This window comes from Chryseobacterium sp. SORGH_AS_0447 (assembly GCF_030818695.1).
GTDB lineage: Bacteria > Bacteroidota > Bacteroidia > Flavobacteriales > Weeksellaceae > Chryseobacterium.
This window is the reverse complement of sequence record NZ_JAUTAR010000001.1, coordinates 684153-710774: the sequence shown is the minus strand read 5'-3', so window position 1 is coordinate 710774 and position 26622 is coordinate 684153. Positions and strand designations below refer to the sequence as shown.

Here is a 26622-nt window from a genome sequence, read left to right as displayed (position 1 = left end):
GCTGGAAGTTTTTCCTGTTAAGGCTATTACCAAGGATCTAAGCGTCAAAATTGAGTAGTATTGAATTTAAATTAATCTTCACAAGCTCTCCAGACGGCATCATTTTGCGGAACCGGCGCGGTGATTTCTATGTTTTCTTTGGTTACGGGATGGATAAACTCCAGCTTCCGGGCGTGAAGGTTGATTCCCCCATCGGGATTTGAACGTGGAGCACCGTATTTCAGATCCCCTTTGATAGGAACTCCGGTTTTGGATAACTGGGCCCGGATCTGATGATGCCTTCCCGTTTCAAGATCAATTTCCAGCAGGAGGTAATTCTCCAGGGCTTTGATCACATTGTAGGTAAGAATCGCTTCTTTAGCGCCGTCCGTCGCTTTCGGGAAAACAATGGCTTTATTATTCTTTTCGTTTTTCTTTAAGTAATGAACCAGCCTTTGGGTCTTAGGGATCATTTCTTTGGCCACAACTGCCCAGTACGTTTTTTTTACTTCCCGGTTTTTGACCATTTGGGTAAGGCGTGATAAGGCTTTGGATGTTTTGGCATAAATCACCAGCCCTGAAGTCGGCCGGTCAATCCGGTGCACAAGACCCAGAAAAACATTTCCCGGCTTGTTATCTCTTGCTTTTATAAAATTCTTGATGGATTCCAGTAAGGATTCATCGCCGGTCTTGTCGCCCTGTACAAGCTGCCCGACTTTTTTATTAACTACCAGAAGGTGGTTGTCTTCATATACAATCTGCTCCTCCATACTCTATTAACGATAAATAGGCCTGCCGGCAAATGTAAGAATAAGCCCCACAAAAACCCCGAGCGTTTTCAGGGATTCCGCTCTTGAGCCTACCGGAATCAGCAAGCCTCCAAGCACACATACTGCCGCCGCCGCATACATGCCATAGACAAAATTCCTGTTTTTCAAAAGAGGGGCCTGGAGGAAAAAGCTTATCCCGATAAGAATGTAAAAAACTCTTCTTGATAAAAGATTATTGATTTCCGGAGAAAAAAGATTGAACCATCCCACCACAAGGCAGAACAATGCAATGATGGATATAATCCCCTGAGTTTGCTGTTGATTTCTCATTAATAACTTTCGCTTTCGTTAGGGAAATCCTCGCTTTTTACATCTTTTACATACTGCGCTACCGCACCGGTGATTTCCGTATACAGATCCAGATACCTTCTTAAAAATTTCGGGCTGAAACCTTTGTTCATGCCCACCATGTCATGATACACCAATACCTGACCGTCGCAGTGAGCACCGGCTCCGATTCCGATGGTCGGAATGGAAATGGCTTCCGTTACTTTTTTGGCCAAATCCGCAGGAATTTTTTCCAGGACTACAGCGAAACAGCCCAATTCTTCCAAAAGCTGGGCATCAGCGATCAATTTTTCTGCTTCCGCTTCTTCTTTGGCTCTTACTTTATAGGTTCCGAATTTATAAATCGACTGTGGAGTTAATCCCAAATGTCCCATCACCGGAATTCCGGCATTGATAATTTTCTTAATTGATTTAGAAATCTCTTTTCCGCCTTCGATCTTCACAGCATGGGCACCACCTTCCTTCATCATTCTTACGGCAGATTCCAGGGCTTTTTCAGGATTGCTCTGGTACGTTCCGAAAGGCAAATCGGCTACCACCAATGCTCTGTCGGTTCCTCTTACCACACTTTGGGAATGGTAAATCATCTGGTCCAGCGTAATCGGCAAGGTGGTTTCAAAACCGGCCATTACATTGGCTGCAGAATCTCCGATCAACACGGCATCAATTCCTCCTGCATCCACCATTTTTGCGGTGGTATAATCGTATGCCGTAAGCATGGTTATTTTTTCCTTGTCGAATTTCATTTTACGCAAGGTTTCTGTGGTAACTTTTTTAATTTCAGAATGAACAGACATAACGTATCTATTTTTTAAAAGTTAAAAAAGTCGGCACTGAGCCGACTTAAAGTTTGTATGATTTATAAAACTACGTGACCGAGTTTCATTAATTTGTCGTGGTTGAGAATTTTGATGTTCCGCCCGTCAACTTCGATGAGCTGGTCCCCTTTAAATTCGGAGATCAGACGGATGGCACTTTCGGTAGCGGTGCCGATAATATTGGCAATTTCTTCTCTTGTCAAGGAAATTTTGATAAAACCTTCCGGATCAACGCCCAATTTCTGCTCCAGAAGCAATAAAATTTCGGCCAGTCTTTCACGAACGGTTTTTTGGGCGAGGAAAGTAATCGTATTGGAAGATTCTCCCAATTCGTAAGCAATTTTCTGAAGCATTACGAAAGAAAGCTGAGGATCTACTTCCAGAAGATACATGAAAATGTCTGCCGGTAGAAAAGTGGCTTCGATATCTGTCATGGCTTCTGCTTTTGCCTGGAAATTTTCGCCACAAAGTAAAGAGCGGTAACCGATGATATCGCCCTCTTTGATGAACCGTAAAATCTGGTCTTTTCCGAAAGCTCCCGATTTGGATAGCTTAGCAGCCCCTTTTTCTAACACAAAAACGCCTTTCGGTGTTTCGCCGTCTTCGAAAATAGTATCATGCTTCTGAAAAGTAAGTCTCTTTTTACCATTGAAGTATTTTTCAAAATCCGCGCTGGAAAGTCTTTCCTTAAACGATTTATCACTAAAAACCCTGGCAAACCTCTCCTCAATTGCAATCTGTTGTTCCTGCGACATTCTATATGACATTTATCACAAAAATAGAACTTTTTCACTCGATAAACAAAAAAATTTGTTATAATTTTGTAGTTCAATAATTTATGGAGGTGAGCGAGAACTGTTTTCATTGTGGGCAAGGAATCGAAAAGGAAAGAATTCTGTTTGATGAAAAGACTTTCTGCTGCAACGGTTGTAAGTCTGTTTACGAAATTCTGAATACCAACAACTTAAGTAATTTTTACGAATTAAATAAACGGGCCGGAATCCGTCCGGACGAAAGCTCATCACAGTTTGAATATCTTGATACCCAGGAAATTTTTGATAAGGTAACGGATTTTTCAGAAGGCGGCACCAGCCTGGTGACTTTCAAGATCCCCGTGATCCACTGTTCTTCCTGTATCTGGCTGCTGGAAAGCCTGCATACCTTAAACAAAAACATCAAATATTCCCAGGTTAATTTTACAAGAAAGACCTTACAGATTTCTTTTAACCATAACGATTTAAAATTAAGTGAATTAGCTAACTTTTTAACTAATTTAGGATACAAGCCTGTTATCAGCCTTGAGACAGCAGATAAAAATGTCGAACATCTCGATAAATCGCTGTTGGTAAAGTTTGCCATTGCCGCTTTTGCTTTCGGAAACGGAATGTTCCTGGCATTTCCGGAATACATTGGCGGCGAAGATTACTGGATGGAGCATTACAAAGGGCTTTTCAGAGCTTTGATGTGTTTACTGGCGATTCCGGTGGTGGTCTATTCCGCATCGGATTATTATAAATCGGCCTGGTACGGTCTTAAAAATAAGATCGTAAATATTGACGTCCCGATTGTACTGGGAATTATCGTTCTTTTCGGGCGAAGCCTGTATGAAGTGGCAACGAATTACGGCCCGGGCTATTTCGATACCCTCTGCGGACTTCTGTTTTTCATGCTGTTGGGTAAAATTTTCCAGAAGCGGACTTACAATGCGCTTTCGTATGACCGGGATTACAAATCGTTTTATCCGATTGCCGTGACGAAAGTTGATTTTGAAGGAAAACAGGAAAATATCCTGCTTTCCGATGTTAAAGTTGGAGACCGGATTTTAGTAAGAAATCAGGAAATTATTCCGGTAGACGCAATTCTGATCAATGGAGAAGGAAATATTGACAACAGCTTTATCACAGGAGAAAGCGAAAGCATCAGCAAGCAGCCGGGAGATAAGATTTTTGCCGGTGGAAAGCAGATCGGCTCTTCGCTGGAACTTGAAGTGATCAAGAATGTAGACCAGAGTTACCTGACCCAGCTCTGGAACAAAGAAGCTTTTAAAAAGCATGAAACCGGATTGGATACGCTGACAAATACGATCAGTAAATATTTTACTTTCATTATTTTAGGTATTGCACTTGTTGCCGGAATCTACTGGGCGACCGTGGATCTGGAAAAAATGTTTCAGGTGATTTCAGCGATCCTGATTATTGCCTGCCCTTGTGCCCTGGCTTTATCGGCACCGTTTACTTTCGGCCATATTATGAGGATTCTGGGTAGAAATAAATTTTACGTTAAAGATACCCTGACGATCGAGAAAATTGCAAAGCTGGATACGATTGTTTTTGATAAGACAGGAACCATCACCCACCGGAAAAAATCGAACATTAAGTTTGAAGGTGCAGAAATTGAAGAATTTGATTTATTGAATATCAAGACGTTATTAAAAAATTCCAATCACCCGCTATCCAAATCTTTATATGAATTCATCGAGGTGAAAGATGAATATTTCCCGGTTGAACATTTCAGGGAAATTTCCGGAAAAGGTTATGAAGCCAGCGTAAGGGGAAATGTTTATAAAATCGGTTCTGCAAAGTATAACAATCATGAATCCAAAAACCTTGAAACGGCCGTATATATCAGCAGGAATAATCAGTTTGTAGGGAAATTCATTTTTAAGAACGAATACCGTGAGAACCTGAAAGAGCTGTTTAAAAAACTGACAGGCTATAAAGTTTATATTCTGAGCGGTGACAATTCTTCAGAGGAAGACCAGCTGAAGGAACTGATCCCGAATTATAAAGCAATGGCTTTTAACCAGAGCCCTGAAGACAAGCTGAATTATATCCAAAACCTTCAGAGCCAGAATATGAAAGTGGCGATGCTCGGCGACGGACTGAATGACGCGGGTGCTTTAAAACAGAGCAATGTGGGGATCGCAATTGCCGACGATTCCAATAGCTTTACGCCTTCTTCGGATGTGATTATGAATGGGGAAAAAGTCGTAGCACTGGACCGCTACCTGAATGTATGCAAAGGCTCGATTACGATTGTGAAAATTACATTTATAATCAGTTTTCTTTACAATATTGTCGGTTTAAGTTACGCAGTTACAGGACACATGCACCCTCTTTTTGCCGCACTTATTATGCCGGCGAGCTCCATTACGGTAGTTTCTTTCACCACACTTTCGACCTGGATCCTGGGCAGAAAGTATTTTAAAAAACAGCCGTAAACAGGCTTATTTAGACTGATTTTAAATTAGCTAAAAGCCGTATTTCGTGATGAAAGTCATTATTTTTCATTAAATTTGAACCCCGAAAATAGGTTAATTTTGTTGTCTAATGGATATTCTGTATTTAATGATCCTTTGCAGCGTTTCGTTGGCTGCTGTTTTCCTAGTCGTGTTCATCATATACGCAAGAAAAGGGCAGTTTGAGGATGATGAATCCCCGGCTGTGAGAATTCTGTTCGACTCCGGTGAAATCAAGGAAAAGGACAAATCCGATAACAAAGAAGACCCGAAAGAAAAAGGAGAAAATAATAAAATTGAAGATAAAAGTGAATAGTTGATATGGAAACACAAAAGTTTAGTTATGACAATAGTATTGTCCGGGCATTCCTCTATGCGACCGTAGCTTTCGGGATCATAGGGTTTTTATTCGGGCTTACGGCGGCATTAATGCTTTTTTATCCTGAGCTTCCGGAATTCTTTTTCGGAACCGATGATACTACCATTAAGAGTTTAGGTGGCGGTATCGACGGATTGATAAAAACGCATGGCGCATTCGGGTTCGGAAGGATCAGGATGTTGCACACAACCACTGTAATTTTTGCATTCGTAATGAATGTGGTTTATGTAGGGGTTTACTACTCTTTACAGAGATTATTAAAAACAAGAATGTACAGCGATACCTTATCATGGATCCATTTCTGGACATGGCAGATTATGATCCTTGTAACGTACGTTACGTTCTTTATGGGAATTAACACTTCCAAAGAATATGCAGAGCACGAATGGCCAATCGATATTTTGATCGCATTTTCATGGATCATTTTCGGAGCAAATATGTTCCTGACTATTGCCAAAAGAAGGGTAAGACACCTTTACGTAGCCATCTGGTTCTACGTAGGAACATGGATTGCAGTAGCAATGCTACACATCTTCAACAACCTGGAGGTGCCTCTTTCTTTCACAGGATGGAAGTCTTACTCAGCTTACGCGGGGGTAAAAGACGCTATCGTACAATGGTGGTATGGACACAATGCCGTAGCATTCGTATTGACGACACCGGTACTTGGTCTGATGTATTATTTCTTACCGAAAGCAGCAGACAGACCTGTATTCTCTTATAAATTATCAATCATTCACTTCTGGTCATTAATCTTCGTATACATCTGGGCAGGTCCTCACCACCTTCAGTATACGGCATTACCGGCTTGGGCTCAGGCTGTGGGAACAGGATTCTCGATCATGCTTATCGCACCGTCATGGGGAGGAATGCTGAACGGGCTTCTTACACTAAGAGGTGCCTGGGATAAAGTAAGAGAAAATCCTATTCTGAAATTCTTCGTCGTAGCTGTAACGTGTTACGGGATGGCGACTTTCGAAGGTCCGCTTTTGGCAACAAAAAACATCAATAAAATCGGTCACTTTACAGACTGGGTTATTGGTCACGTACACTTAGGAGCACTTGGATGGAATGGTTTCATGGCATTCGGGGTAATCTATTACCTGATCCCGATTCTTTGGAGAACAAAAATATATTCCGTAAAATTAGCTAACTGGCATTTCTGGTTAGGAACATTGGGTATCATTTTCTATGCGGTACCGATGTATATTTCAGGTTTCACGCAAGGACTAATGTGGAAGCAATTCAACCCGGACGGAACTTTGGTTTGGAAAAACTGGTTGGATACTGTAACAGCGATCATCCCTTACTTTAAAATGAGATTTGTTGGAGGGCTATTCTATCTTTCAGGAGCAATCTTAATGGTAGTAAACCTTGTAGCAACGGTAAGAAAAGGGTCTTTCCAGAAAGATGTACCGGCGGAAGCACCTGCTTTGGCCAACATCAGCGGAAAACGTAAAGAAGGAGAAGGAACCCACCTTTGGTTGGAAAGAACTCCTGTACTGATGGGTATTTTGTCTTTATTGACGATCTCAATCGGTAGTATGGTGGAAATTATCCCTACGCTTTCCCTTAAGAAAAGTGTACCGACAATTTCAGCTGTAAAACCTTATTCTCCTCTTGAGCTTGAAGGTAGAGATATTTATATCAGAGAAGGATGTAACGCTTGTCACTCACAGATGGTAAGACCGTTCAGAGATGAGATCGTACGATTCAACGGTAAGAACGGACAGTATTCCAAAGCAGGGGAATTCGTTTACGACAGACCTTTCCTTTGGGGATCGAAAAGAACCGGACCGGATTTGCACAGAGAAGGAGGGAAAAACCCAAGTTCTTGGCACTATAAGCATATGTACAACCCAAGATCGACCTCCGCAGGTTCCATCATGCCTCGTTACCCTTGGCTGATCGCTACCGATCTGGACAGATCGAAGATGGTAGACAAAATGAAGCTGATGAAGAGCGCATTCGAAGTGCCTTATACAAAAGCTGAAATCGACTCTGCTAATTCATGGGCAAACAACCAGGCTTCAAAAATCGTAAGAGACATTATGTCTGAAGCACCGGATTTGAAGCAGGCATATGCGAAGAGACCTAAAGGAGAACTGGAGAAAAAAGAAGTGGTAGCACTTATCTCTTATCTTCAGAGATTAGGAACAGATATTAAGACAACTGAAATTAAAACAGCAAGTAATAACTAATATTAAAGGTTCACATCATGATCCCGCAGAATTTTAAAGACATCTTATCCAATACCGACAATGCTGGTTTTTACCAGACCTTGGCTCTGATTTTCTTTATGCTGTTCTTCATCAGCCTGGTAATCTATGTTTTTAGCAAGCCTAAGAAATATTACAAGGAAGAAGAGGAAGCTCCTCTGCAGGATGATCAGGATCAGGATGACGATTTTAATCTAAAAAATTAATTTTATTATGAAACAAAGAACACCGGTTGTTATAAACATACTCATTATCGTAGTACTTTTAGTTATTTTTTACTATCTGTTTGTACAAAGTTATCAGTTCTTAAGCTCTCCTTACTTCTGGGGAACCGTGATCATTGCAGGTATCCTTGCCTACATTCACGGAGCGATCGGAGATCTTGTTGAGAACAACAAGTTCAAGAAATTATCTCCTGAAGAAAAAGCAGCTTATTTGGCTGAGAAAAAAGTACCTTATTTTAAGAGATTGTACAACGCAGCATTCAAGAAGCAGTCTGCCGCTGAGGAAAAGGATATCCTTATCGATCATGGTTTCGATGGAATCATGGAGTTGGATAACCAATTGCCGAAATGGTGGGTAGGTTTGTTCTATTTTGGGACCGCTTTTTGTATTCTGTACGTAGCAGCCTACTCTTTCACGGATTTTGCTCACCCGATCAACGAATATGAGCAGGAATATAAAGAGCAGATTGCAGCGATTGATCTATATAACAAAACCCAACCTCCTGTAACGATTGAAACTGCTAAATACTCAGCAGATAATATCGCAGAAGGTAAAGAATTGTTTAAAACCAACTGTGCATCTTGTCACAAGGAAGACGGTAGCGGAGGTATCGGACCAAACCTTACCGATAAATACTGGATTAACCAGCCTGAGAAAACGTTATTTAAAAACGTATTTCATATGGACTGGAACGGTTCGCCTAACAATCCTGCGATGAGAGCCTTTGGTAAAAACGGAGAGGTTTCCGGAGCTGAAATTGAAAAGATTGCAGCGTATGTTTACCACATCAACCAGGAATTACCTCCGGTAACAGAAGCTCAGGGCGGTGCAGCTCCTCAGGGAACTGAAGCGCATTGGGAAAAAGAATAATTTTAAATAAAAATTAAGCATATGAGAAACATAATTTGTTATTAGAATAAAAAATAGTAACGAATTATGTTTTTCTTTTTTTAAATACTATTGCAAATGGCAAACATAGAAGAAACAGAAACACGCGGCGGACAGGGCCAGGTTCTGGACCCTGAAACTTACAGAGATTCTATAGGCACCATGGATCAGTCCGGGAAAAGGAAATGGGTATATCCCAGAAAACCGAAAGGGAAATATACCAACTACAGATATCTTGTAAGCTATATTTTATTACTGATTTATTTTGCGGTACCATTTATTACAATTAATGGAAACCCGCTGATCTTATTTAACGTGATCGACAGGGAGTTCTTTATTTTCGGACAGCCTTTCTATCCTCAGGACTTTTTCATCCTTACTTTGGGGGCTATTGCCTCTCTGATATTCATCATTGTATTTACGATTGCTTTCGGTAGAATTTTCTGCGGGTGGATCTGCCCTCAGACAATTTTCCTAGAAATGATTTTCCGTAAAATAGAATATGCAATCGAGGGAGACCGTAACAAGCAGATGAAACTCGACCGACAGGAATGGAATACCGAAAAGATCTGGAAACGAGGACTGAAATGGACGATTTACCTTTTTATATCCTTAATCATCACGCACTTTATGTTCATGTATATTGTGGGCTATAAAGAAGTGATTAAAATAGTTTCCGAAGGACCTTTTGCGCATCCAACCAATTTCATCGTGATGATCCTTCTTACGGCAGCCTTTTATTTTGTATTTGCCTGGTTCAGAGAGCAGGTTTGTACATTGGTTTGTCCTTACGGAAGATTACAGGGAGTATTGATTGATAAAGATACCGTAAATGTTTTCTACGATTTCAAAAGAGGGGAAAACAGAGCGAAATGGAGAAAAGGAGAAGACCGGAAAGCTGCTGGAAAAGGCGATTGTATCGACTGTCACCAGTGCGTAGTAGTCTGCCCTACCGGAATCGACATCAGAGACGGACAGCAGCTGGAATGTGTCAACTGTACAGCATGTATTGATGCCTGTGATGAAGTGATGGAAAAAGTAGGCTTACCGAAAGGACTTATCCGATACGCTACGGAAAATGAAATTGAAAAGCAGACCGAGTTTAAGTTCTCAGGAAGAATGAAAGGATTTGCCTTTATTCTTGTATTTTTAACGGCATTCCTTGGCTATCTCTTGTATAACAGAGGAGAAATGGAAGCCAAGTTCATTAAGCCTGCAGGAAGCACCTTCTTTGTAAGGGACGGACATATTACCAATACCTACAATTATACCTTCCTCAACAAGACGAATGATAAAAAACTGGTTACCATTAAGGTGATTGAGCCGAAGCACGGAGAGGTCATTTACAGCGGATCAAGCAAAATTCCTGTAGAAAGGGATAAGATCACGAAAGGAACAGTAAATATCAGTTTCCCGGAAAGTGAAATGAACCTTTCCAAGCAGAATATCACGATCGGTGTCTACGATATGAAAGGCAAGCTGATCGATTCTTATCAGACCTATTTTGAGGGTCCTTTTAAATTACAGTTTTAACCATCAGAAGCCATCACGATCTAATCATAAATCGTGATGGCTTTTATAAGCAATAAAGAAAAGAGCAATGAAAAATTTTAGTTGGGGACATGGCGTATTCATCGCATTGGCAGCATTTATTATATTTATTTTATCCATGCTGTTTCTTTTCCCGAACGGACAGAAAAATTCTGAAATGGTAACGGACAATTACTATGAAGAAGAACTGAAATACCAGGACGTCATTGATGCGAAGAAAAGAGCCGATGAATTACAGGAAAAACCGGTATACAGCCAGGATAAAGCAGGTATTAAAATTACTTTCCCACAGGATTACAATAATTCCAATACAACCGTAAAATTTGTGCTGAACAGAACCGACGACCAGAATCTCGACGTTCATAAAGCAGTACAGCTGGATGAAAACCATTCTTTTACCATTCCTGCGCAGGTTTTGAAAATGGGAAATTATACGTTACGTTTAAGCTGGACCAAAGACAAGACCGACTACCGACTGGATTATGATGTGATATGGAAATAGCACTTATTGTATCGGCCATCGGACTTGGTTTCGCCTCCGGATTCCACTGTATTGGAATGTGCGGGCCTATTGCTTTGTCGATGGGATTAACAAAAAAGCAGGCAACGAATTATTACCTTCAGAATCTCACCTATCAGTTCGGCAGGATTTTCACTTACTCCCTTTTAGGAGCCCTGCTTGGAATTATCGGTGAAGGTTTTGAAATGGCAGGCTTTCAAAAATATCTAACTATCGCCGTAGGTGTTCTTTTGATTGTGATGGCTCTTTTTTCTTTCGGCGGAAAAGACTTTGCTTCAAAAATTCCTTTTATCTCTAAATTTTTATTTAAAGTAAAATCGAATCTCGGAAGACTGCTGCAGAAAGCGGATTACCGTTCCAGATTTACCACGGGTATATTAAACGGATTTTTACCTTGCGGAATGGTCTATATGGCTTTAACAGCAAGCCTGGCCAGCGGAGGAATATGGCAGGGCGCTTCTTATATGGCCTTATTTGGATTGGGAACCCTTCCGTTCATGTTTACCGTTGTTTTGGTCGGAAATCTCATGAGTCAGACCTTTAGAATAAAAGTGTTAAAAGTCATTCCGATCGTGATGATCATTTTGGGCGGACTTTTTATTGTTCGAGGCTTAGAATTGGGCATTCCATACATTTCACCAAGAGCCGAAGCCATGACGATCTCTAAAGATAATCAAGGAGACTGCCATCTGCCTGGAGATCACAGCACGCATGAGCATAGCAAGGTGAACTGCCATTAGAAAATATAATTTAGCAAAATTACGATAAATAAAACCGCCGGAACTTTCGGCGGTTTTGTTTTATAAATTTCAGTATTGCACAATCCCCGAGATTTCCTGCTCTTGCTTTCTTCGGAAAATCTTTGCATCAGGAAAGAGAAATGGAAACTTTTTGAAAAATAAATACTAAAAATGAGACCTATCAGTTTGCATTACAGGAATTTCGATGTAACTGTCATTATACCATTTTATTTCCAAAGGTTCTTTGGCATCTGCCATAGTTTCTTCACTTACATCTTTTCCTGTACCGTAGTTAATTTGTACATCTGCGCTTTTTCTAATGCCTAAAACCACAATAAGTTTACTTTCTTTTTCTACTTTTCTACTGGTGAAAAAAGTATTTTTTATTGGAATATTTTCTACAACATTAGGCCGTAATAAATTTCTTTTAGTATTATCTTTTGAATAACTTGCCCGTGCAAAATATTCATGTGATAGTTTAAGATATTGACCGGATGATAATTTTTCATAAACTGTTAGAATAACATCCATATCTTTTTTATTAATCGATAACTTTAAATTCCCTGTAAAACTGCCGTTTATTTCAAAAGATTTTTCAAAAACATTACTTTCAAAAATTAGTCTGTCTTTTAAATATTCCGGAGATAATTTATTATCTAGGATTTTTTCATCATTAAAACTTTGTAAAGTATCTTTTCGCTCTAAAAAATTAACTGTTTGAGAAATATAACCTAGCTTAGGTTCTGTTTCTTCCAGTTTTGCTTTATTTAAAAACAATTTTAATTTTCTGTTACTTATTTTATTAATTTCCGGAGCACTTTTCCATTCGTTAGAGCCCATAACCTGATAATTTACTTTATCCTTTAAAAATTCCGGCTTTTTCTTTCCCTTCAAAATATAATCAAACCATTGAAAAGAAATTTCTTCTATGTTAATTTTCGCAATAGAATCAATTTTATAACCATTATATTCTTCGTTTATTCCTGATATGACCCCACTATGTCCGTAAGGACCAATTACTAAATAATGGTTTGCATTATTGTTGTATTTGTGATGTTCATTATAATAGTACATCGCTCCCCTTTGATCAGCATCATAATAACCCGTAAGCGTTAAAACAGGAATATTAATTTTTGCAAAATCCTTTTTATGGGGCATTTTTGACCGCCAATATTTATCAAAAGACGGATGCTTTAACCATTTCTGGAAAATAACATTTGTTTTTCCGTATATACTATCTAATTTATTAAATGCAGTTCCATTTTTATAATAGGAATTGTACACAGAAAGCCATTTTTTTTCATCATTGAAAATTTCGTAATCTGTTTTCTTATCGACATAACTTAGCCAGCGTAACATATAAGGACTAAAACAATTATTGTACATTGGAAAATCTATTCCGAAGCCTACTGATGCGGAAGGAATTATTGTTTTTAAAGCAGGGTGAAGACTTTTTGCAGCAGCCCATTGGCTAAAACCATCGTAGCTTCCTCCAATCATTCCAACTTTCCCATTGCTCCAGGGTTGTTTTATAATCCAATCAATTACATCATTTACATCTTCTATTTCAAATTCAAATGGTGTAATTTCATCATGACTTAAATAAACTCCCCTGCTATAAGCATTGACGATTGCATATCCTCTCAAAGAATTGAGCTTTTCATTATTGTTCAACCTTCTTCTATTATAGATACTAAAGTTGAGTACTGTCGGAACTTTATATTCTCCTTTTTTATATTTTAAAAAGCCTAATGATATCTCATTTCCACTTTTTGTTCTTATAATGACACTATCATTTATTGCGTATTCTTCCCGATCTACTTTTTTTATTAAAGGAAGTGCAATATGATTGGTTTCCTTTGCTATAATATAAGAAATATAATAACGACATAGTTTTATTGCATTGGACTCTGAAATACTATCATTTACAATATCCGTCTTTATAAATTTAAGCATGTCATTTTTTAATGCTTCTGGTGTATATCTGAAAAAATCGCCTAAATAAATTTTAGACTTATCTGATATGGAGTCTATTTTTCCATTAAATATATTTTCAAATTTATCTCGATAAGGCTTATTTTCAGAACTTAACCTAGATAATGCATATAGTTCAAACTGAATTCCTATGATCTCTCGATAGTCTAAACCTTTGTATTTAGGAAATTTTTTTAATTCATTTAGATAAAATAGTCCTTTTTTATAATTTCCACTTAGTATATAAAGCCGAAATATATTATCATTAAATTTAATCTTATCACTGTTTTTATAGGTTCTTAGGATGTCATCATTTAGCCTTTTGATATTATCATCAAAAGAACGGTCCTCTATATTCCCAGGAAATTTAAAATAATAATTTTGTGAATGAAAATTTAATGAAAATAATACTAAAACTAATAGTGTTATTTTCATTAATAAAAAATTAATCTGGGTTTTCATAGTATAAGATCAAACTGTATAATTAATTATCGCTGTCATTTAAATCAAGATGACAGTTCGTTTTGTTGATGAACAGTTATTAATATTTAATTTAAAAAAAAATTCTTTCTGTCAAAAAGGCAGCTTAAAATTCTTTCAAATTTTACAAATCTTACTTGGTATAAATTTCATAAGAATACTCCTTCGATTCAGAAGGGCTCATCCCCTTAATCTGCTTTCTTTTGATAAGGGAATTTATTTCTGAAGCTTTTACAATTCGGTTTTTATCAATAGAAATAAGCTCTTCCGGTGATAAAATTTTCAGCCATCCGCCGTTGTTGATCAGATAATATTCAGAGCCGATCTCAAAAAATACTTTTTGATTATTATTTTTTGCTGCTTCGAGCTTATTTTTAAAATCTACTTTTTCTTTTATTGCACTGAATCCTGATAATACCGAATCAAATGAAGCATCTTTAGTAGAGGTCATCTCAGAAAAAGCATTTGCTGCTCTGCTGTTTTTTTGTGTGATTCCGAAATAATAAGTACTGCGGAAATGATTTCCTACATCTCCCCAGTTCTCTGTCTGAATAAAGGATTTGTATCCTGCTTTTTCCACTTTAATTTTAAAACGGACGGCTCCGTTCCTCGAATAGTTTACTTTACCGGTAAAGTATCCTTTGGAATCGGTTGTCGCAATTAATAATCCTTTTTCATCATAGAGTTTTGCGTTTTCCAAAGCATCTAAGTTTCCGGCATCTACAACAAGCCCGGCAATCTCTATAATTTTTGCTTTCTCAATCCGTTTTTCTTTTTCGGCAGCATTCAATGACATAGAGAAAATTACACACAGTAATACAATAAGATTAAAAATTTTCTTCATAATGTTTTTATTGGTTAATAATTTGGAAATGAAAAATGCCCTCTTAACAAGGGCACTTTTATAATTAGTTGATCACATCAAATCTCGCATATTCAGCAATCTTCTTCGGAAGCTTTATACCTTCCTCCGTCTGATTGTTCTCCAGAAGGGCGGCCATGATTCTCGGTAAGGCCATTGCAGAACCGTTCAGGGTGTGGACCAGCTGGGATTTTCCGTCTGCTTTATAACGGCATTTCAATCGGTTAGCCTGGAAAGTCTCAAAATTGGATACGGAGCTTACTTCCAGCCATTTTTCCTGCGCAGCGCTCCATACTTCGAAATCATACGTCATGGCAGAGGCGAAACCGGTATCGCCGCCGCAAAGCCTTAATACCCGGTATGGTAATTCAAGATCGCTTAGGATTTCCTTAATGTGTTCTACCATTTCTTCCAGCACCGCATAAGAATTTTCAGGCTTTTCGATTCTTACGATTTCTACTTTTTCAAACTGGTGAAGACGGTTCAGACCTCTTACATGAGCTCCGTAGCTTCCCGCTTCTCTTCTGTAGCACTGAGAGAAAGCCGTATTTTTTATCGGTAAATCCTTTTCGTCCAGCAAAACATCACGGTAAAGATTCGTTACCGGAACTTCCGCCGTAGGGATCAGGTATAAATCATCTGCCTGGATGTAGTACATCTGCCCTTCCTTATCCGGCAGCTGCCCTGTTCCGTATCCTGAAGCTTCATTCACTACGTGTGGCGGATTGACTTCGGTATACCCTTTTTCAACATTCTTATCTAAAAAATACTGAACCAGCGCTCTTTGCAACCTCGCTCCTTTTCCTAGATAAACAGGGAATCCTGCGCCGGCAATTTTAACCCCCAGCTCAAAATCGATTAAGTTATATTTTTTCGCCAGTTCCCAGTGTGGGATCGCTCCTTCTCCGAGACCTTCTACGTCATGAGACTGATAAATAATCTCATTATCATCTGCAGAAGCACCGCTTTTAACCTGCTCGTTCGGAATATTCGGCAGCTGGTATAGAATGTTGATTAATTCTTTCTCCTTTACATCCAACTGAGACTTCAATTCTGAGGTCGACTCTTTGTACTGTGCGGTTTTAGATTTTGCAGATTCCGCTTCCTCTCTCTTTCCTTCTTTCATTAAAAGCCCGATTTCTTTGGAGATTTTATTGATTTCGGAAAGCTGGGAATCCAATTCAAACTGAATTTTTTTTCTTTCTTCGTCAGTAGCAATAGCCTCGTCTACCAACTCAAGATTCTTGAATTGTCTTTTTTGAAGACCTTCTAAAACGCGCTCTTTGTTGTCGCGCAAAAAATTGACTTGTAACATTTTATTTAGATGTTAGTTATTAGAATGCTGAGCATCGGAATGCCAACAGTTTTGCAAATGTATAAAATTTATTTTACGATGGTCACCACGTTGGAGGAACCCGGTGTTTTTGTGAACCTCAGAGTATCATTGTAATAGACTTTCGAGACCTCAAAAACGGATGGCGTCATGCGATACTGTATCTCCAACTTGTCATTAATTGTATCAAGGATCGTGTTATTAAGCCTTTTAATTAAAGAAACGGTAATTACGGAGTGATAGGTCTTATTATTAGGATCCAAAGTATCTAATCCAATTCTTCTTGCTCCGGCAATGTATTCAATAAAAAGTGTGGAATCTGCAGTAGCCCGTAAGGAACTGCTGACCGGCGCAATATCTGCGACTCCGTTCACGTCATTCATCGAATAGGTAAAATAGCTCTGATCTTTTTTCTGATGAAGCAGATCCCGCCCGGCACCGTTTTTCATGTAAATATTTAAAATCTGATCAATCTGCTGCAAATCATCATCTCCCGTCCTGCAGCTCAGAACAGCTAAAAATACCACCAGAATTCCGAAAACAATATTCCTCATTTCCAACAAAGATAAAAACTTATTTTTATTCCGTCCTCTTATTTTTTCTTTAAAGCTTTATTTAAAAGTAAATTCACTTCAGCTTTGGAAAGGATAAAATCCCGCGCCCTAAACTCTGTGATCCGGTAAAACCGCCAGAATAAAATTCCTGATGAAAGGCAATAGGAAATGGAAGTCGTTACGCAAGCCCCGGCAATTCCCCATCGCGGAATCACGTAGAATGAAGCAACAATCGTAAAAACAAGACCAACTAAAGATTTCACATTCAGAATCCTGAGCTTGTTAATTCCCGCAAAATAATATCCGATGATATTGCTTACGGCAATGGCCAGAATACCCGGAGACAGAAGGAGCACGATTTCTTTGGTATGGCTGAAATCTTTTCCGAAAATCCATGAATACACCGCCGCCGGAATGATGAGCATCCCGAGGATAAATAGTAAAGTGATTAAAAAACTTACCCTTAAGGCTACTTTGGTCTTTTCGATAGCTTCGTTAGAATCTTTATTGTTAACTACATCTGAGTACAGAACCACGGAAAGACTGCGGCTAACGGTCCAGATCGCTTCTGAAAAGGCAATTCCCACTGAAAAGATACCGACGCTGGTAATTCCCTTAAAAAATTCCAGTAAATAAAAGGATAAACGGTAGCTTAAGAACTGGAGAAAAGCACTTATCTGCGTTTTCCATCCATAATCAAAAAGTCGGTAGCCTATTGTGCGAGAAAGAGAAATATTTCTAAAAGTACACTGTTTCATAACCTGAAATGTGCTGACTAGGAATAAAATCCCGAAGCAACTGATCTGGGCCATAAAATAGGCGGTGACGGAAGTAATGCTGATCCCGTAGACAATAATGACGATGAAAACAATATGGAGCACCTGCTGCAAAACAGTGTACAAATTAAACATCCTGATATTCTGCAGGCCGACAAACAGATTCACATTGGCTGCCAGAAGAGATGAAAGTACCGATAACGCAATCAGGTAGTTTGAATATTCGATAGCATGATTAAAACTGAAGATAACCGGGATAATAATTCCTACGATAACCGACCACAAGTAGGCAAACGGTAAGATTTCCTCCGTCCGGAATCTTTTTGCGAAGTAGCTCATACTGCTTCCCACGAAAACATTTGCAAAGAAACTGATCATGGTAAGATCCGCAATCATTAGTGAAATCGTTCCCTTACCCGCACTTCCCCACATGTTCGTAGAATAAATAACCAGTCCGAAATTTAATATCAGAATTAAAAATCGTGAGAAAAAAGTTTTCAGAACGGTGCTTTGCTTCATCTTACTTTATTGATTTTGCGATGAAGTCTGTAAAAATAGTGCTGATGGCTGACCAATTGTATTTCTTTTCATAGGCAGCCCGTGCATTTCCTGCATGTTTCGAATACAATTCAGGATCCCCGAGATATTTTAAAATGTGGTCTGCAATAACTTCGGAATCCCCAGGATCCACAAGAAATCCGAATTCAGAAACATTTATATGCTGCCTGATGGCTTTAAGATCGGTATAAATGACCGGTTTTCCGGAAGCGGCGTAATAGAATAATTTAATCGGTAAGCAGTGATGATTTTCATAATTCATAGCCCTTAGGTCAAAACAAATATCTGCTTCTGCATAAGCTTCCGTAAAGGTTTCAAAAGAGGCCGATTTTCCTATCGTTAAATGTTCAAACCGGTATTTTTCCAGCTGTCCTGCAAAATACTTTTCGTCTTTTTCTTTTCTTGCCCCTCCGATCAGTAAAATACGAATTTCCAAGCCTGGCTGCTTTTTCCTTAAACAGTCTGCCGCAGCAAAAAAATTACCGATCCCTTTTTCTTCTGAAAATTGCCCGGTGTAGCAAAGGGTAATCGTATTATGCTTAAGTTTTTTAATATTTGGGTGAATATAAATATCATCCGGGTAATAAGGCAGGACGATCTTATTTTTAAACGGGAAAAAATAAGCCAGCGGAAACTTTTTCGTATCCTCGCCGAAAATATAATGTGTACTGATCAAGCCGGCATACAGCTGGATCAGAATAAATTTAAATGCATGCAAAATATTTAACGGAAAAGAATATGGCTCGATCATTCTCATCGAAGGATACCATTCGGTAATATCGTAAATAATACTGACTTTATTCCGTTTCTTAAACTTCTTTGCTGCGATCACCGCGAGCGGTTCTGAACAGATGATGCAATCCGGTCGGAAATCCTGAATTGCTCTCTCTAAAACATTTGTTTTTTCTTCCGTGCTTTTCTCAAGCACCGCATAGGATTCAATTTCAATTCCCTCAGCCATTCCCTGAAATTCTGAAGAGAGACTGCAGATTTTAACCTCATGCCCTTTACTTTTCAACGCCTTTGCCTGATGATAAAGGATCCTGTCATCATCATGTCGGTGAGCGGTGGTTAAAAAAAGTATTCTGGACATCAGTATTGGGAATCGTTTATTTAAATCTTTAAAGAAATTTCTGCAAATATACTTAAACCAAAAAAAGTGGAAATGCTCCACTTTTCTGTATCAATATGATTAAGGTTCTATTTAATCCCGGCCGCCCAGCTTCTTTCAAAAGGCAGCAGAAAATTACCTAAAAATTCTAAATAAGTATTCTTTGAAAAGTCAAAAACCTGGATATCTTTTGAGATTTCTCCGTTTCTTACTTTTGATTTAAAATCATTAAGCTTTAGTGTTTTCACCTCTCCGTTTTCAACAAAACTGGCTTTCATCCTGTCGAAAAGCCCAAGCTGGTATTCTTCATCGATTGCTCTCATGATTTTTCCCAGTGCATCGATGCTGCAACCTGATGCCATTTCCTTTTCCTCATCTACGCAGATGATGATGAACTGGTTTTTCTCTATTTTGAAAGACGAAGAAAGCGGTTTTCCGTGTGCTGCCCAGGTAGCCAGAAAATCGAAAAGCTTTTCGGTAATCTGCTTTGCTTCTTTGGTTTCAAGTGGCCTTGATGCCGGATATATAATCACTCGGTAATCGTTTGCTTCTACTATATTGGATTCTTCAATCTTCATTGCTGGTATATTTAAAGTTCAAAATTACGCAATTTTCCTGAGTCTGAAACCATTATATTTTTGGCTTATTGCATATAAGCAGATGACTAACAGCATTATAATATACCCAAAGAAAAACCTAAGTCCCGAAGAATGCGGGAAAATAAAGAATTTGACGTAAATATTAATCAATACCAACACTGAAAAAGCCCTGATCCACTGATCTTTTGAAAAGTAAAATATCAGCCCCAAAAGTCCGAAAGAAATTACAGTAATTCTTTTAAAATAGATAATTTTAGTATAAATAATACGAAGGTATTCATCGAAAGTGAAATCCGGAGCCGAACCAGAAATAAAAGGACGCCTGTAAATAAAAGAATCATAGAAAACATGCTTCCACCCGGGATACCCGGAAGTTTTAACAATGATAAAATATAATGCCAGAAGCAGAATTCCTTGTATTGCCGGAACAAAATTCAATTTTTTATTTCTATAAAATTCATACGCTCCTACTAAGACAAGATAACTTAAAGTAAGAGGCAGATAATCGGGTCTGGTAAAAGTAATGGCGAAAAGAATCAGGAACATCACCCATGTGTTCCATTTTTTGAGAAAACCACAGGTCAGTATGAGCAGAAACTGCAGGATAAAAAGATCCGGTGTCGATATTCTCGACATATACGTAATCGGAGGCAAAAGCATGATCCCGATCGTTAAAAAAGAAGCTAAATAATGGTTTTCAGGAAAGATAAATTTCAGGATAAAAAAAAGAAGAATCCCTGAAATGAAATAAGAAAAAATACTTAGAAATGTCACAGAATCCGGCGAAGAAAATCCCAATTCATATAAAATCAAAATTCCCAGATTATAGCCTGTCTTTATTTTGAAGTAGGGCAACTGTTCATGAAAAGCCTTGGTATTAAAAGCAAATGCCTGTCTTGCCTTATCTGGAATTTTTAATGTTCCGGTAATATCTTTGAACTCATATTGGGGAGCTTTCTTCTTTATTTCAGAATAAGTCAGCCGGTGCACTTTTTCCGGAGCATCCGGAAATTTCAAGGTATAAAGACAGCCTATGTACCCGGGCATATCCCAATCGTAAACCCTGTTCTTATAATTCCACAAGCTGAGGCATGCCATGATACTTACAATGAAAAATAAGGAAATTTTCCACTTGGTCTTCATGGAAGCATCAATACGTTTCAACGCTGCAAATTATAAATCTTCTGCTTCTGCCAGAAGTTCAACGATATCTTTTACCGCGACTTCCTGATTTTTATTGAAATGCTTTACTCCATCCGTCATCATCGTATTACAGAACGGACATCCTGTAGCAATAACTTTAGGTTCCGTAGACAGTGCTTCTTCGGTTCTTTCGATGTTGATGTCTTTTTTTCCCTTTTCAGGCTCTTTAAACATCTGTGCACCACCTGCGCCACAGCAAAGGCCATTGGTTTTGCAACGCTTCATTTCAACAAGTTCGGCATCCAGCTTTTCAAGCAGCATTCTCGGTGCCTCATATTCACCGTTGGCACGTCCGAGATAGCAAGGATCATGGAAAGTGATTTTCTTCCCTCTGAAAGCACCGCCTTCAATTTTTAAGCGGCCTTCTTCCATCAGGTTTTTAAGAAACTGGGTATGATGAATAACTTCGTAATTTCCTCCCAGGTTCGGATATTCATTTTTCAGGGTATTAAAACAGTGCGGACAGGCCGTAACGATTTTTTTAACCTCATAAGCATTCAGGACTTCAATATTCGTTAAAGCCATCATCTGGAAAACAAATTCGTTCCCGGCACGCTTGGCAGGATCTCCGGTACAGCTTTCTTCCTGTCCCAAGACTGCAAATTCAACGCCTATTTTATTTAATATTTTGCAGAATGCCTTCGTGATTTTTTTGGCACGGTCGTCAAAACTTCCTGCACATCCCACCCAGAATAAGACTTCCGGTGATTTTCCTTCGGCAGCATATTCTGCCATTGTTTTTATGTTGAAATCCATTTTAATTCAGTTTACCAATATACCAATGTAACAATTAACCAATAAATAATTATTACATCGTTATATTTCTACAGTGTTACATTAGTTAGTCTTTTGCCCAATTCAGACGATCCGCCTGATTGTACTGCCACGGAGCAGCATTGTTTTCGATATTCGCCATCATCAGGTTAAGCTCCTGTGGTGCCGCCGACTGTTCCATTACCAGGAATCTTCTCATATCATTAATAATGGATAAAGGATCAAGTAATACCGGGCAGGCTTCCGTACATGCATTACAAGTCGTACAGGCCCAAAGTTCCTCTTTGGTAATATAGTCATGAAGCAATTTTTTACCGTCATCTTCAAACTTGCCGTTTTTATCAATATTTTTTCCCACTTCTTCCAGACGGTCTCTTGTTTTCATAAGGATAAGTCTCGGAGAAAGTTTTTTACCGGTGATATTGGCCGGGCAAACCGCTGTACAACGGCCGCATTCCGTACAGGAATATGCGTTTAACAATTGAACCTGATTCAGATCGAAAATATCCTCAGCCCCAAATTTTGACGGTGCTTCCGCTTCTCCTTCTGCCGGAGCGGCATAAGGATCCGCATTCGGGTCCATCATCAGTTTAATTTCCTTGGTCACCGATTCAAGGTTATTGAATTTTCCTTTCTTCTCAAGGTTGGCATACCAGGTACTAGGAAAAGCAAGAATAATATGTAAATGTTTCGAATAGTACAGATAATTCATAAAGAAAAGGATTCCAACAAAATGGAACCACCATGCTCCTCTTTCAATTCCATACAAAAATCCGCTGTTAAAACTGAAAACTTCTAAGAAAGGAACAAATGTGATCTCACTGATCGGAAAAGATCCGACTTGTGCAAAATGGTCGTAGTCTCTGGTCTGCAAGATAAAGTCTGAGGCATTCATCATAAAGAAAGCCATCATTAAGGCAAATTCGATGATCAGGATCCAGTTTGCATCTTCTTTCGGCCAGCCCAAAAGTTCTTTCATTGTTAATCTTTTTACCCCGTAGAAATTTCTTCTGATGAAAAAAGCCACTACTCCGATAACCACCAAAAGGGCTAATATTTCCAAAGTTGCCGTAAAGAAACTGTAAACACTGTTTCCTATTATGGTTGATAAAAACCTGTGGGTTCCGAAAATTCCGTCCACCACGATTTCCAAAAGCTCAATATTAATGATGATAAAACCTACATAGACGAAAAGGTGCAATACTCCCGCTATCGGGCGCTTGGTCATTTTGCTCTGCCCCATCGCCACTCTCGCCATGGTTTCCCAACGTTCGCCTTTGCGGTCGCTGCGGTTAATCTCCCGTCCTAACCGGATATTTCTGTAGATCTTCAGCAGACTTTTGGCAAACAGCCCGAAACCTGCCACCAGTAGAATAAAAAAAATAATATGAGCGATGTACTGCATGTCGGTATTAGTCTTTACTGTTCTTTCCGAATACGGAGAAATTAACGTATTTCTTAGGATGTGCTTTCAGGTCTTCGATCAAAGAATTAAGATTATTGGATGCTGCATTAAGGTTATTGTACAGCTGATCATCTTTCATGATTTTCCCTAAGCTGCCTTCACCTCTGTCGATTCCTGAAACTACTTTATTCAACTGACCCACGGTTTCATCCAGATTAGCGATAGTAGCATTCAGTTTTTTGGTATCAATGCTTTCTGCTAAATTTCCGTATTTATCTAGGGTAACTTTTCCGCTCTGCATGGTAAGGCTGGCATCATCCAATACCTTCTGAAGTTTAGGATCGTTATGTCCTACCAAAGAATTTACGCTTGCTGCAGTAGTCTGCAAGGCACCAACGGTCTTATTGAGATTTGCTAACAATAATTTGATCTCCTGTCTATTTTGGGCATCTACCAGCTGGTTGGCATTGGTCATTAATGAGTCTACCCGGTGAAGAACTACCTGCAGCTGGTCTTTTACTGGACCTACCTGAGAAGAAAGGCTTCCCAGCGTTCCCAGCTTAAAAGCACCTCGTAAGGTATCGCCGTCTTTCGCCGTTGGGCCTCCGTACATCAGATTAATTCTCATTTCTTTTCCACCCATAAGGCTAGGCTCAAAAATCTCTAATGTTGAATTTTTTGAGAACTCAAAATTATTATCCACGGTAATTTTTACAAGAAAATCTATTTTTCCGTCTTTGGAAGTAGTGGGAATAATTTTATCGACCTGCCCTACTTTCAAACCATTGATTGAAACAGGCGAGGACTGTGCTAATCCCTCTACGTTATCATATTTTGCGTAAAATATATTGTCGGTAGTAAAAAGGCTTCTGCCCTTCATAAATTGAAAAAGCACCACAAAGCCAACGATGGCCAATAGTGCGATCACACCAGCTTTTAATTCTTTACTGAACTTCACTTGCTAAATTTTTTCTAATGAGCAAATATACTACAATTAAATTAATGTTTTCTTTTATTGCTCTGCGTTACACACAAAAAAAGCGGCAAAAACTTTGCCGCTTTTTATCTGTAAGAAAATTATTTTTTTATTGTTGCTGAGAACCCAACTTGTTCCAGATTTCGATTCTGTAATCATCGATCTTCGCGTTGTCCTGTAAGCTCTTTAACCAAGCCTGTCCGAACATTCCGCCGTTTCTTTGGGTAACAGACTCTGTAAACTGTTTCAGGTCTCCAGGCTGCTTGTTGGTGGTTTCGTTTTTCTTAACCAAAACATACACTCCTGTTCCGCCTTCAACCGGATTAGACAGCTGCCCTTTCTTCACTCCGAATGCAGCACCGGCTACTTTCGGTTCCATAGAACCTGCTACGGATGGATTCAACAGGTTAACCTGCGCCGATTGTTTTGTTGTTCCAAACTGTTTTGCCACCTGATCAAGACTTCCCGGCTTACCGATTTTTTCTGCGATCTGTTTTGCAGCCAGCTTATTCTTCACTACCACCTCGATCTGGTCTCTAACCGATTCAGGATCTGCGCTTCCTTTTTCCTGCTTACCGTTTAAGTAAACTACAATTTTATCGCCTGTACCGTCTACCGTAAATAATTCGGTATCGCCTTTTTCTCTTTTCTTATCGAACGCCCAAGCAAGGATATCCGCATCTTTTTCGGTTCCTAACCCTTGAAGCTGACCATCAAATCTTTTTGCCTGCTTCGGATTTGAGAACTGGTAATTTGCTTTTTTGGCAATGTTCACAAAATCGTTGAACGATTTCCCCTGAACCTGCTGAACGAATCGGCTTGCCTTTTTGTTTACTTCGGCTTCCGTAGCATCAGAAGGCTTCACTGCCTTTACCAGGTTAGCTACTTTGTAAGCCATTGCACCCGGCTTCTTGTCTTCGATATTGATGATATGGTAACCGAACTGTGTTTCCACTACTCCTGTTGCTCCTTTAGGATTCTCTGCAAGATATTTTAAGAATTCAGGAACAAAAGGTGTTTCAGGTGTTGTCCATCCTAAGCTTCCTCCTTGAGCTGCAGAGCTCGGGTCATTAGACAGCTTAAGGAATTCTGTGAATTTAGCAGGATTTGCTTTTACAATTGCTCCGATAGAATCGGCCAATTTCTTAGCCTGCTCTTTGGATCTTGTTACTCCTTCTCCCGCAGGGCTTCCTTTGAAAGCGATCAGGATATGTCTTGACAATGTAGAATCCGAAGTCTTTTTATCCAAAAGCTTAGATACCACATAGAAGTTCTGCTCTTTGTAAGGACCGAAAGTCTGACCGATTGCTGCTGTTGGAAGCTGCGCCTGGATCGCCTGCGGTAACTGATTTGGCTTTACATACTGCGGATTGTAAGGCATATCTGAATTTGCCATTACGAACATAGAGTCGTTTTTAGTATTCTGGAAATTTTCAGAACCTCCGCTTGCATCTGTTCCCGCTGAGAACAGTTTGTTGATTTCTTTCTGAGCGGCCGCATCATCTGCTGCACTCGGCTGAGAAGGGAAATATACTATCCCGATGTTTCTGCTTTCGTCAGCTTTAAACATCACAGGATGCTGTTTGATATAATTAGCAAGATCTTCAGTGGTAACCTTAATGTTGTTTTTCTGAAGGTAAGTTGCATAATCGATTTTTACGAAATCGATGTCTGCCAGCTGATCACGTTCTCTCATCAGTTCTTCAGCTTCTTTTTTACCGGTCGTGATTCCTGTAGAAACATTGGCAAATACCTGTCTTGCCATCAATCGGTATTCGATTGATTTTCTGGTCTTCAGCCACTGGTTGTATCCTTCCGGAGAAGCAGCCTTCATTTCTTCGATCTGTTTTTTAAGCTCCTGGGTTTTGAAATTGCCTTTCTCGTCGAAAAACTGCTTCTGCTGAGCAAACATCTGATCGTATTGCAGCTGGCTCCAGAAATAGTCTTCGGTCATTTCGAAGCCCATTTTCTCGAATTGCTGTTGGATCAGCTTCGATTGCACCAGCAATTGCCAAGCCTGCTCTTCAAGACCTGCCTTTGGCTGACCTTGCTGCTCAGCCTGTTGTTGCAGCACGAAAAGTTGATCGTTAAACTCTTCACGGGTAATTTTCTCACCATTCACTTTTCCTAAAACATCAGGATTTTTACCAAAAACCTTATCAATACTGTCGGGGTTTACCAAGAACGCCAAAAGCGCCAGTGCAATTACTCCCATCAAAAGCCAAGGTCTACTCCTAATTTGTCCTAAAATTGCCATTATATATATTATAGTTTTTTATCAGTTTGCGAAAATACACATTTTTAAGAAATTACGGAAACACAAGTCCTTTATTTTAATTTTT

Annotated in this window: 24 protein-coding genes; 8 read left to right on the top strand and 16 right to left on the bottom strand. The window is 39.2% G+C overall.

Annotation, left to right across the window (positions count from 1 at the left end; genetic code table 11):
• Window positions 1-71: 71 nt before the first annotated feature.
• The 4 genes from QE422_RS03430 to QE422_RS03415 form a co-directional block, all read right to left on the bottom strand.
• Complete coding sequence (locus QE422_RS03430; RefSeq protein WP_307455053.1) at window positions 72-749, bottom strand: RluA family pseudouridine synthase; 678 nt, start codon at window positions 747-749, stop codon at window positions 72-74.
• Window positions 750-755: 6 nt separating this feature from the next.
• Window positions 756-1079, bottom strand: a complete 324-nt coding sequence (locus QE422_RS03425) for a hypothetical protein (RefSeq protein ID WP_307455052.1) — start codon at window positions 1077-1079, stop codon at window positions 756-758.
• Window positions 1079-1894, bottom strand: a complete 816-nt coding sequence (gene panB, locus QE422_RS03420) for a 3-methyl-2-oxobutanoate hydroxymethyltransferase (protein WP_307455050.1) — start codon at window positions 1892-1894, stop codon at window positions 1079-1081. The genes QE422_RS03425 and panB overlap by 1 nt, the downstream gene beginning before the upstream one ends.
• A 62-nt stretch (window positions 1895-1956) precedes the next feature.
• Complete coding sequence (locus tag QE422_RS03415; protein WP_307455048.1) at window positions 1957-2670, bottom strand: Crp/Fnr family transcriptional regulator; 714 nt, start codon at window positions 2668-2670, stop codon at window positions 1957-1959.
• A gap of 89 nt (window positions 2671-2759) precedes the next feature.
• Between QE422_RS03415 and QE422_RS03410 the strand changes: the two genes are divergently transcribed.
• The 8 genes from QE422_RS03410 to QE422_RS03375 all read left to right on the top strand — a co-directional run bounded on the left by QE422_RS03410 (window position 2760) and on the right by QE422_RS03375 (window position 11675).
• A complete protein-coding gene (locus tag QE422_RS03410) occupies window positions 2760-5135 on the top strand; it encodes a heavy metal translocating P-type ATPase metal-binding domain-containing protein (protein ID WP_307455047.1) in 2376 nt (791 codons plus the stop codon).
• A gap of 109 nt (window positions 5136-5244) precedes the next feature.
• Complete coding sequence (gene ccoS, locus QE422_RS03405) at window positions 5245-5469, top strand: cbb3-type cytochrome oxidase assembly protein CcoS (RefSeq protein WP_307455045.1); 225 nt, start codon at window positions 5245-5247, stop codon at window positions 5467-5469.
• Window positions 5470-5474: 5 nt separating this feature from the next.
• Window positions 5475-7733: a cytochrome-c oxidase, cbb3-type subunit I gene (gene ccoN / locus QE422_RS03400; RefSeq protein WP_307455043.1), complete on the top strand. Its 2259-nt coding sequence runs from the start codon at window positions 5475-5477 to the stop codon at window positions 7731-7733.
• Between the two features lie 17 nt (window positions 7734-7750).
• Window positions 7751-7957, top strand: coding sequence for a CcoQ/FixQ family Cbb3-type cytochrome c oxidase assembly chaperone (locus QE422_RS03395; protein WP_307455040.1), 207 nt, complete (start codon window positions 7751-7753; stop codon window positions 7955-7957).
• 7 nt (window positions 7958-7964) lie between these two features.
• Window positions 7965-8846 carry a cbb3-type cytochrome c oxidase N-terminal domain-containing protein gene (locus QE422_RS03390; protein ID WP_294285817.1) on the top strand — a complete coding sequence of 294 codons (882 nt, stop codon included), beginning with the start codon at window positions 7965-7967 and terminating at the stop codon, window positions 8844-8846.
• Window positions 8847-8942: 96 nt separating this feature from the next.
• Window positions 8943-10397: a cytochrome c oxidase accessory protein CcoG gene (ccoG, locus tag QE422_RS03385; RefSeq protein WP_307455037.1), complete on the top strand. Its 1455-nt coding sequence runs from the start codon at window positions 8943-8945 to the stop codon at window positions 10395-10397.
• A gap of 67 nt (window positions 10398-10464) precedes the next feature.
• Window positions 10465-10917, top strand: coding sequence for a FixH family protein (locus tag QE422_RS03380; protein ID WP_307455036.1), 453 nt, complete (start codon window positions 10465-10467; stop codon window positions 10915-10917).
• The gene (locus QE422_RS03375; protein WP_307455035.1) at window positions 10908-11675 is read left to right on the top strand and encodes a sulfite exporter TauE/SafE family protein; all 768 of its coding nucleotides are present in this window, start codon (window positions 10908-10910) and stop codon (window positions 11673-11675) included. The genes QE422_RS03380 and QE422_RS03375 overlap by 10 nt, the downstream gene beginning before the upstream one ends.
• A 165-nt stretch (window positions 11676-11840) precedes the next feature.
• Here QE422_RS03375 and QE422_RS03370 read toward each other — a convergent pair whose 3' ends face one another.
• From QE422_RS03370 to QE422_RS03315, 12 genes are all read right to left on the bottom strand, one after another.
• Window positions 11841-14084 (bottom strand): CocE/NonD family hydrolase, encoded by a 2244-nt coding sequence (locus QE422_RS03370; RefSeq protein WP_307455034.1) that lies wholly within the window; start codon window positions 14082-14084, stop codon window positions 11841-11843.
• A gap of 178 nt (window positions 14085-14262) precedes the next feature.
• Window positions 14263-14973, bottom strand: coding sequence for a hypothetical protein (locus tag QE422_RS03365; RefSeq protein WP_307455033.1), 711 nt, complete (start codon window positions 14971-14973; stop codon window positions 14263-14265).
• 64 nt (window positions 14974-15037) lie between these two features.
• Window positions 15038-16306: a serine--tRNA ligase gene (gene serS, locus QE422_RS03360; protein ID WP_307455032.1), complete on the bottom strand. Its 1269-nt coding sequence runs from the start codon at window positions 16304-16306 to the stop codon at window positions 15038-15040.
• A 68-nt stretch (window positions 16307-16374) separates the two neighbouring features.
• Window positions 16375-16878 carry a hypothetical protein gene (locus QE422_RS03355; protein ID WP_307455031.1) on the bottom strand — a complete coding sequence of 168 codons (504 nt, stop codon included), beginning with the start codon at window positions 16876-16878 and terminating at the stop codon, window positions 16375-16377.
• Between the two features lie 38 nt (window positions 16879-16916).
• Window positions 16917-18173 (bottom strand): lipopolysaccharide biosynthesis protein, encoded by a 1257-nt coding sequence (locus QE422_RS03350; protein WP_307455030.1) that lies wholly within the window; start codon window positions 18171-18173, stop codon window positions 16917-16919.
• A gap of 1 nt (window position 18174) precedes the next feature.
• Window positions 18175-19305 (bottom strand): glycosyltransferase, encoded by a 1131-nt coding sequence (locus tag QE422_RS03345; protein ID WP_307455029.1) that lies wholly within the window; start codon window positions 19303-19305, stop codon window positions 18175-18177.
• A 107-nt stretch (window positions 19306-19412) separates the two neighbouring features.
• A complete protein-coding gene (locus QE422_RS03340; protein ID WP_307455028.1) occupies window positions 19413-19901 on the bottom strand; it encodes a hypothetical protein in 489 nt (162 codons plus the stop codon).
• 24 nt (window positions 19902-19925) lie between these two features.
• Complete coding sequence (locus tag QE422_RS03335) at window positions 19926-21086, bottom strand: hypothetical protein (RefSeq protein WP_307455027.1); 1161 nt, start codon at window positions 21084-21086, stop codon at window positions 19926-19928.
• Between the two features lie 9 nt (window positions 21087-21095).
• Entirely contained in the window at window positions 21096-21881 is a 786-nt protein-coding gene (locus tag QE422_RS03330; RefSeq protein WP_307455026.1) for a (Fe-S)-binding protein, read from the bottom strand.
• Window positions 21882-21966: 85 nt separating this feature from the next.
• The gene (locus tag QE422_RS03325; protein WP_307455025.1) at window positions 21967-23304 is read right to left on the bottom strand and encodes a (Fe-S)-binding protein; all 1338 of its coding nucleotides are present in this window, start codon (window positions 23302-23304) and stop codon (window positions 21967-21969) included.
• Between the two features lie 7 nt (window positions 23305-23311).
• A complete protein-coding gene (locus QE422_RS03320; RefSeq protein ID WP_307455024.1) occupies window positions 23312-24262 on the bottom strand; it encodes an MlaD family protein in 951 nt (316 codons plus the stop codon).
• A gap of 127 nt (window positions 24263-24389) precedes the next feature.
• Window positions 24390-26537, bottom strand: coding sequence for a peptidylprolyl isomerase (locus QE422_RS03315; protein WP_307455023.1), 2148 nt, complete (start codon window positions 26535-26537; stop codon window positions 24390-24392).
• Between the last annotated feature and the right edge of the window lie 85 nt (window positions 26538-26622).

What these genes read in the sequence shown, in the direction of transcription:
- QE422_RS03390 (WP_294285817.1), top strand. Translation starts at nt 7,965, where the DNA reads ATGAAACAAAGAACACCGGTTGTTATAAACATACTCATTATCGTAGTA.
- QE422_RS03325 (WP_307455025.1), bottom strand. Translation starts at nt 23,304, where the DNA reads ATGCAGTACATCGCTCATATTATTTTTTTTATTCTACTGGTGGCAGGT.
- QE422_RS03330 (WP_307455026.1), bottom strand. Translation starts at nt 21,881, where the DNA reads ATGGATTTCAACATAAAAACAATGGCAGAATATGCTGCCGAAGGAAAA.
- serS (WP_307455032.1), bottom strand. Translation starts at nt 16,306, where the DNA reads ATGTTACAAGTCAATTTTTTGCGCGACAACAAAGAGCGCGTTTTAGAA.
- QE422_RS03345 (WP_307455029.1), bottom strand. Translation starts at nt 19,305, where the DNA reads ATGTCCAGAATACTTTTTTTAACCACCGCTCACCGACATGATGATGAC.
- QE422_RS03365 (WP_307455033.1), bottom strand. Translation starts at nt 14,973, where the DNA reads ATGAAGAAAATTTTTAATCTTATTGTATTACTGTGTGTAATTTTCTCT.
- QE422_RS03415 (WP_307455048.1), bottom strand. Translation starts at nt 2,670, where the DNA reads ATGTCGCAGGAACAACAGATTGCAATTGAGGAGAGGTTTGCCAGGGTT.
- ccoN (WP_307455043.1), top strand. Translation starts at nt 5,475, where the DNA reads ATGGAAACACAAAAGTTTAGTTATGACAATAGTATTGTCCGGGCATTC.
- panB (WP_307455050.1), bottom strand. Translation starts at nt 1,894, where the DNA reads ATGTCTGTTCATTCTGAAATTAAAAAAGTTACCACAGAAACCTTGCGT.
- ccoG (WP_307455037.1), top strand. Translation starts at nt 8,943, where the DNA reads ATGGCAAACATAGAAGAAACAGAAACACGCGGCGGACAGGGCCAGGTT.
- QE422_RS03430 (WP_307455053.1), bottom strand. Translation starts at nt 749, where the DNA reads ATGGAGGAGCAGATTGTATATGAAGACAACCACCTTCTGGTAGTTAAT.
- QE422_RS03370 (WP_307455034.1), bottom strand. Translation starts at nt 14,084, where the DNA reads ATGAAAATAACACTATTAGTTTTAGTATTATTTTCATTAAATTTTCAT.
- QE422_RS03375 (WP_307455035.1), top strand. Translation starts at nt 10,908, where the DNA reads ATGGAAATAGCACTTATTGTATCGGCCATCGGACTTGGTTTCGCCTCC.
- QE422_RS03425 (WP_307455052.1), bottom strand. Translation starts at nt 1,079, where the DNA reads ATGAGAAATCAACAGCAAACTCAGGGGATTATATCCATCATTGCATTG.
- QE422_RS03380 (WP_307455036.1), top strand. Translation starts at nt 10,465, where the DNA reads ATGAAAAATTTTAGTTGGGGACATGGCGTATTCATCGCATTGGCAGCA.
- QE422_RS03395 (WP_307455040.1), top strand. Translation starts at nt 7,751, where the DNA reads ATGATCCCGCAGAATTTTAAAGACATCTTATCCAATACCGACAATGCT.
- ccoS (WP_307455045.1), top strand. Translation starts at nt 5,245, where the DNA reads ATGGATATTCTGTATTTAATGATCCTTTGCAGCGTTTCGTTGGCTGCT.
- QE422_RS03355 (WP_307455031.1), bottom strand. Translation starts at nt 16,878, where the DNA reads ATGAGGAATATTGTTTTCGGAATTCTGGTGGTATTTTTAGCTGTTCTG.
- QE422_RS03340 (WP_307455028.1), bottom strand. Translation starts at nt 19,901, where the DNA reads ATGAAGATTGAAGAATCCAATATAGTAGAAGCAAACGATTACCGAGTG.
- QE422_RS03350 (WP_307455030.1), bottom strand. Translation starts at nt 18,173, where the DNA reads ATGAAGCAAAGCACCGTTCTGAAAACTTTTTTCTCACGATTTTTAATT.
- QE422_RS03315 (WP_307455023.1), bottom strand. Translation starts at nt 26,537, where the DNA reads ATGGCAATTTTAGGACAAATTAGGAGTAGACCTTGGCTTTTGATGGGA.